We start from the raw sequence: 6470 nt of genomic DNA, 5'->3' as shown, positions 1-6470 counted from the left end.
CAATATACAGAATTTAATTTTCAAAAGTGTTCAATTTGAAATTGCAATTTTCGATTTTTATATTATATTAAAAATATGTAAAAAAAGGAGATCTTAACATGAGCGAAGGACCAGAAGATAAATCAATCGAGCTAACGACAGATTATGCAGATCATACTATTAATATGAAATTTTCAGATAATCTGACTGACGATCGTGAGCGGGGCTATATTCTTTCTGCAGCTTTCTTTTCATTTTGTGCTGCACAAGGATTAGATAAGCAAGCAGTTATTGAAATGGTGTCATCACATTATGATCAATTTACTGGAGACAACGGATCATCGCTATTCAAGCGATTATAAAAATGACAAAAATGTATTGCTTAGGCTTGCATTTGTTATTTATTGGATATATGATGTACATGAAGATAAAAATAACAAGCGTATTGAAAAGCACATGTTTAACAAATGATTGAGGTGTATTAAAATGGCAAGAAAAAAAGAAATAAGCAAAGATAAGATTTTAGATACCGCTTATAAGATGGCTATTAAAGGTGGAATTGAAGGATTAACTGCTCGTAGTATTGCTAAGGCAGGACATTTTTCAACCCAACCTTTATATCTAGAATTCGATAATATGGGAGATCTTCGTAATCAAGTATTGAAGAAAATTTCTTCAGATTTAAGAACTCACACTTTACAACAAAAGTTTACTGGTGAGCCTTTAATCGACTTGGATTTATCATACATTGATTTTGCACAAAAGCATGTTAACTTGTTCCGTGCAATGTTTGTTGATGGTAAATTCGGTAGCAAGATTATTGCTGATACTTTGATGGATCTTGGAATTGAAAAGTTTAATGAACAATATCCTGATACTGGATATGATAAAGACAAGATTAATGACATTGTAATTGCTAACTGGATTTCAACTACCGGTATGGCTGCATTAGTTGTTAACGAAATTGCAAGTTTCAACCAAAATCAAATTATTAATGTTTTGAATGCTCAAATCCATGATGCAATGCTTAACGATCGTCTTAGCGAAACTGAGGAAAATCCTATGTTTGCTGCAGATGACGAAGCATCTCTGAAGGATAACTTAGCATAATATTTCATCAATCATCTGTGCTTTTTAATGAAAAAAGACGCTTCACAATTGTGGAGTGTCTTTTTTTGCTGTTAAAATTCAGCTATTTTTGTGGCCATTAAGTTATAATTATATATAGTAAAGGAATTTTCGAAAGGTGGTTTTTATGAAGGTACTCGCTTTATCTGGTTCAAATGCAGATAACTCATTTAACGAAAAATTACTCAAAGTTATTATCAAAAATTTAGATTATAAATACGACTTCGACTTTGCAACTGTTAAGGGCTTACCAATGTTTAAAGAAGGTGTTGAAGCTCCTAAAGAAATTTTAGATTTAGGCGAAAAAGTAGGAGAGGCTGACATGATCTTAATCGGTTCTCCTGAGCAACAACACTCAGTTACAAGTGCTTTAAAGAGTGCACTTGAATGGCTTTCTAGTTCAGTTCATCCTTTCCATGACAAGCCAGTTGTGATTGTTTCAACTTCACCAATGCCTCAAGGTGGTGCTCGTTCTCAAACTCGTTTAAAGAGTATTTTGGCTGCTCCTGGTTTTAGTGCTCACGTATTTAACGGCGATGAATTTATGATGGGAATTGCACCACAACAATTTGACGAAGAGGGCAATTTAACCGAACCAGGTACGCTTAAGTTTTTGAATCACTTCTTTGATGAAGTAGATGATTGGTATGCACAACTTACTAAGTAGGGGGCTTATTTAAATGAAATTATTAGTAGTCGTTGGTACAAATGCTCCATTTTCATATAATCGTTTTTTAGCAAAATTTATTGCTAAGCGTTATGCAGATAAGGCTGATTTTGAAGTTAAAGAAATTGATCAAATTAAGCCTTTCTCTAGAACGGATGAACCTGATGAAGCTACCAAGAATTGGATTGAAGATATTAAGAATGCAGATGGCGTAATCTTGACAACACCTGAATATGATCATGCTATTCCTGCAGCTCTTAAGAGTGCACTTGAATGGCTTGGCTCACATGCTGGCCCTGACGTAATGAAGATGAAGCCAGCAGCAGTTGTTGGTACATCATACGGCATTCAAGGTTCAAGTCGTGCTCAAGAAGATGCACGAGAAATTTTGCTTTCACCTGATATGAGTGCCAACGTATTACCAGGCAATGAAATCTTAATTGGTGGCGCTGCAAGAAACTTCGATAAAACTACTGGTGATCTTTCAAATGAAGATTACATCAAGCAATTAGATGTAATGATGGACAATTTCATTAAGTTTGTAGAACAAGCAAATAAATAATTTTGCCAGTTATCTAACTCAATAGTAAAATTACCGGATAGAAAACTATCCGGTTTTTTCTCAAAAAATGTAATGGGGTGAATTAAATGGTGAATCCAGTTGTTTTGTCACTAGAGCAAGTTCGTAATCCGCGTGATTTGGGCGGCTATATTGGTGATCATGGACGTAGAGTAAAAATGCATCGTTTACTGAGAACGGGGAAGATCAGTAATATAACGCTGCATGATCAGCAATTCTTGCTTGATTATGGTTTGACCAAAATCATTGATTTACGTTCGCCATTAGAGTGTCATAAGATGCCTGATAGTAAAATTCCGGGCGTAGAACACATTGATTTATCTATTTCGACTGATGATAATACGCAAGGAGGCAAAAAAGACCTTGCTAAGACATTTGAAATTTATCGTCATGACCAATATGCTGGCTTTAAAATGATGTGTGATCGCTATCGTTCACATGTATTAAAAGAACACGCTCAAAATAGTATTCATAAAATTTTAGAAGTTTTAGCCAATACTGAAGATGGTGCAGTGTTGTATCATTGCTCTGAAGGTAAAGATAGAACAGGTATTGTTACCGTAGTTGTTCTTTACCTATTGGGTGTTGATATGGAAACTATTAGGCAGGATTATTTATATTCAAATTATATGCTAAATGACTATCGTGCTTTACGGGATAAAAAGATGCAAGAAGAAGGAGAAAATTTATGCTTCCGTGCTAATATGCGTATTTTAGGTTCCGTATCCGATGCATTTTTAGATACTGCATTAATTGCAATTGAAAAAGACTTCGGTAGTATCGATAATTATCTTAAAGAAAAAATTGGCGTAACGTCGGAATTGCGTGATAGATTACGTGAATTGTATTTAGAAAACTAGGAATTAAAATGATTAAAGATTTAGCATTAGAACAAGTAGTAGGGCATCACCATGCTTTAGGTACATCGATTACTTTGCAAATATTTGGGACACAGGATCGAAGCCTGTTGAAAAAATCTTTTGATTTAATTGATCATTATGAAGATATTTTTACTGTTAATCGTGATCAATCTGAAGTAATGGATATTAACCATGCCTCAGGTGAGCATCCTGTTCAAGTTTCAAGTGCAGTCTACAGCCTAGTGAAGTTAGCCGTAGAAAAAAGCAGAGAGAATTTTGGCTTTAATGCCTTAATTGGACCAGTAGTAAAATTGTGGCACATTGGTTTTAAAGGTGCCCATGTTCCAAAAGATGAAGAAATCAAAGATAAGATGTTACTGACGAATCCTTTTAAGGTGGAATTAAATGATCAAGATCAAACTGTTTTTCTTCAAATGAAGGGGATGGAACTGGATCTTGGTGGTATTGCCAAGGGCTGGATCGCCGACCGCATTCGTGATTTATGGCTAGCATATGGTGTTGAAGCAGGGATTATTAATTTAGGTGGTAATATCCTTCTGGTAGGCGATTCACCTAAGCGAGACAATGGTAAATGGGTGATTGGGATTCAAGATCCTAAAGAGCCTCGCGGCGACAATATTACCTCTGTAATGGTAGGAGAATGTTCAGCTGTGACTAGTGGTACGTATGAGCGTTACTTAGTAGTTAATGGACATAAGTATCATCATTTAATCGATCCTAGAACTGGTTATCCTGTAAAAACGGATTTGGCAGGCGTAACTACTTTTACCAAAACATCCGTGGAAGCAGAAATTGAATGCAAGAGATTATTCTTTGCAGGTCATCCGCTAAAAGGCTGGCATGGTGATCCTGACCGTGTTGGGGCAATTTTTGTTTATAATGATGAACATGTTGAATATGATAATTTTAATCAATAAAAAATAGGACTAAGCAAATTGTTTGTTTAGTCCTATTTTGTTTAACCAACGGTCTTACCGATGTTGAAGATACTGTTGAAGACGCCGTTAGAAAGTCCAGGTGTACTGTAGATAATGAAGCGTAAGAAGCTAGAATCTATTGTTTGTTGCATGAACCATGGATTTTGCAATGCATTGAACATGGACAAGACAACGTAGACTACGAAGTAACTGGCTACTAGGGATGCCAAAGCTCCTAAGACATTGTCTAAAAGGCTGCCAAGATTAGTGGCATGTGGATTTTTAGCAGGAATCCAGCCCTTAAATATTTTCATGATCATCTTACCAACGAAGAAGATAATGAAGAATGCAGCAAAACGTGCAATCATTAATTCAACATTAGTTGTTGAATTGCTTCGAATCATTTCTCCTGTAACTTGGGTGTAAAGCCAATTGCCAAACGGATTTTGCATAAAAATTGCGACCATAAAGACAATAGCGGAACAAATTAAACCAATAATATATCTGGTAAAACCGGTTTTATAGCCTGTATAGGCTTTATAAGCTAAGTAAGCCAAAACAATTAAAGTAACAACCATTTTTATTTCTCCTTTGCGGAATATTATACCCTATTTTGCATGCGACAAAACTTTGACGATTGCAATGAAATAGTTGATAATTGTAAGGACGATTTCTCTTTACTAATAAGTATAATTAGCGTTAAATTTAGAAGTGTGAAACAAGGTTTCACGGGTGAAAAATGAATCCTGAAAAATTTATTTTAGAATTATCAAAACATAATTTTGTATTAACTGATAAACAAAAAGAGCAATTTAAACTTTATTTTAAATTCTTAATTGAAGTCAATGAACATGTTAACTTGACTCGAATTACGGAAGAAAATGAAGTTTATCTCAAACATTTTTATGATAGTGTTACGCCACTCTTTGTTTTTGGCGATGTTTTTAAAGATGGTGCTACTCTTTGTGATGTCGGAGCTGGGGCCGGATTTCCTTCGATCCCATTAAAGATTTTAAAGCCATCTCTTAAAGTAACGATTGTTGATTCGCTGGCTAAAAGGCTGACTTTTTTGAAAGATTTGATTGCTAAATTAGATTTGGATAATGTGGAGTTAGTTCATGGCCGTGCTGAAGATGTTGGTCAAAATAAGCTTTATCGCGAAAAGTTTGATATTGTTACTGCACGGGCTGTAGCCAAGATGAGTGTTTTAAGCGAATATTGTCTACCATTGGTTAAAAACGATGGTTATTTTGTAGCTCTTAAAGGACCAAAAGCTGAAGATGAACTGGATGAAGGACAAAAGGCACTTGCAGTTCTCGGAGGTAAATTAATTAAAGATGAAGAGTTAACTTTGCCAGGAACTACAGAAGAAAGAACTTTGGTTTTGGTTAAAAAAGTTAAAGAAACGCCAAAGAAATACCCTCGTCAAGCGGGGACGCCGCGGCGTAAACCAATATGTTAATAGGAGGATGAAAAATGTCATTATTTTCTTTTATGCATCATGATGAAGAAATCCCCAAGAATAAGCAAATTCAAGATCTTGAGTTAGATAAGATTGTTCCTAATCAATATCAACCACGACGTCAATTTTCTGATGATTCAATTAAGGAATTGGCGGATACTCTTGATCAAGATGGATTGCTTCAACCGATTGTAGTACGTGAAGATGGTGATGATCACTATGAGATTATTGCAGGTGAACGTCGCTATCGTGCTGCTAAGAGTTTAGGCTGGGAGACTATTCCTGCCATTGTCAAAAACATGAATGATGATCAAGCAGCTTCTCTTGCTTTAATTGAAAATTTGCAACGTGAAGACTTGAATCCTATTGATGAAGCTAAAGCCTATACTAATTTGATGAAATTAAATGATTTAACTCAAACTGCTTTGGCTAAAGATATGGGTAAGTCTCAATCATATGTCGCAAACAAGTTGCGTTTACTTAAGTTAGATGATGACGTGCAAACTGCTTTGGTTGAAGGAAAAATTACTGCTCGTCATGGCCGTGCTCTTTTAAATCTTGATGATGCTGATCAAAAGCGAGTTTTAGCTGAGATTGAAGCTAAAGGCTTAAATGTAAAGCAAACTGAAGAAATTGCTAAAGATGTGGATGCTTACTTTAATCCTCAACCTAAGAAAAAGGAAAAAGCAGAACAAAAGCGTGTTGTTAACCGCATTCCAAAGGACCTTAAAGTTCAAATTAATACCATTAAGAAGGCTGTTAAGTTGGCTAAAGATTCAGGAATTAAAGTTAAAATTAAAGAAGATAAAAATCCAGATGATTACAAAATCACCATTGAATTAAAGAGAAAGTAGAA

Annotated in this window: 9 protein-coding genes; 8 read left to right on the top strand and 1 reads right to left on the bottom strand. The window is 35.2% G+C overall.

All coding sequences use genetic code 11. The features are described 5' to 3' along the window. The first annotated feature begins 98 nt into the window (after nucleotides 1–98). The 6 genes from CP368_RS04845 to CP368_RS04820 all read left to right on the top strand — a co-directional run bounded on the left by CP368_RS04845 (nucleotide 99) and on the right by CP368_RS04820 (nucleotide 4152). A complete protein-coding gene (locus tag CP368_RS04845) occupies nucleotides 99–341 on the top strand; it encodes a hypothetical protein (protein ID WP_087176204.1) in 243 nt (80 codons plus the stop codon). 124 nt (nucleotides 342–465) lie between these two features. After that, nucleotides 466–1089, top strand: a complete 624-nt coding sequence (locus CP368_RS04840) for a TetR/AcrR family transcriptional regulator (RefSeq protein ID WP_098043958.1) — start codon at nucleotides 466–468, stop codon at nucleotides 1087–1089. Between the two features lie 145 nt (nucleotides 1090–1234). Continuing rightward, the gene (locus CP368_RS04835; protein ID WP_025005915.1) at nucleotides 1235–1774 is read left to right on the top strand and encodes an NADPH-dependent FMN reductase; all 540 of its coding nucleotides are present in this window, start codon (nucleotides 1235–1237) and stop codon (nucleotides 1772–1774) included. Nucleotides 1775–1787: 13 nt separating this feature from the next. Beyond that, on the top strand, nucleotides 1788–2336 hold the full coding sequence (locus tag CP368_RS04830; RefSeq protein ID WP_025005914.1) for an NADPH-dependent FMN reductase: 549 nt from the start codon (nucleotides 1788–1790) through the stop codon (nucleotides 2334–2336). Nucleotides 2337–2422: 86 nt separating this feature from the next. Then, on the top strand, nucleotides 2423–3214 hold the full coding sequence (locus CP368_RS04825; protein ID WP_098043959.1) for a tyrosine-protein phosphatase: 792 nt from the start codon (nucleotides 2423–2425) through the stop codon (nucleotides 3212–3214). Nucleotides 3215–3222: 8 nt separating this feature from the next. Beyond that, nucleotides 3223–4152, top strand: coding sequence for an FAD:protein FMN transferase (locus CP368_RS04820; protein ID WP_098043960.1), 930 nt, complete (start codon nucleotides 3223–3225; stop codon nucleotides 4150–4152). 41 nt (nucleotides 4153–4193) lie between these two features. Here the strand turns inward: CP368_RS04820 and CP368_RS04815 are convergent, their stop codons facing one another. Next, nucleotides 4194–4730 (bottom strand): CvpA family protein, encoded by a 537-nt coding sequence (locus tag CP368_RS04815; protein WP_025005912.1) that lies wholly within the window; start codon nucleotides 4728–4730, stop codon nucleotides 4194–4196. Between the two features lie 161 nt (nucleotides 4731–4891). Between CP368_RS04815 and rsmG the strand changes: the two genes are divergently transcribed. Both rsmG and noc read left to right on the top strand, forming a co-directional pair. Next, nucleotides 4892–5614, top strand: coding sequence for a 16S rRNA (guanine(527)-N(7))-methyltransferase RsmG (gene rsmG / locus CP368_RS04810; protein WP_098043961.1), 723 nt, complete (start codon nucleotides 4892–4894; stop codon nucleotides 5612–5614). Nucleotides 5615–5628: 14 nt separating this feature from the next. Then, on the top strand, nucleotides 5629–6468 hold the full coding sequence (noc, locus tag CP368_RS04805) for a nucleoid occlusion protein (RefSeq protein ID WP_098036411.1): 840 nt from the start codon (nucleotides 5629–5631) through the stop codon (nucleotides 6466–6468). Nucleotides 6469–6470 lie beyond the last annotated feature (2 nt).

The sequence above is a fragment of the Lactobacillus sp. UMNPBX17 genome, assembly GCF_002553735.1.
GTDB lineage: Bacteria > Bacillota > Bacilli > Lactobacillales > Lactobacillaceae > Lactobacillus > Lactobacillus gallinarum.
The sequence above is the reverse complement of the archived record's forward strand: the minus strand, read 5'-3'. Positions and strand labels throughout refer to the sequence as shown.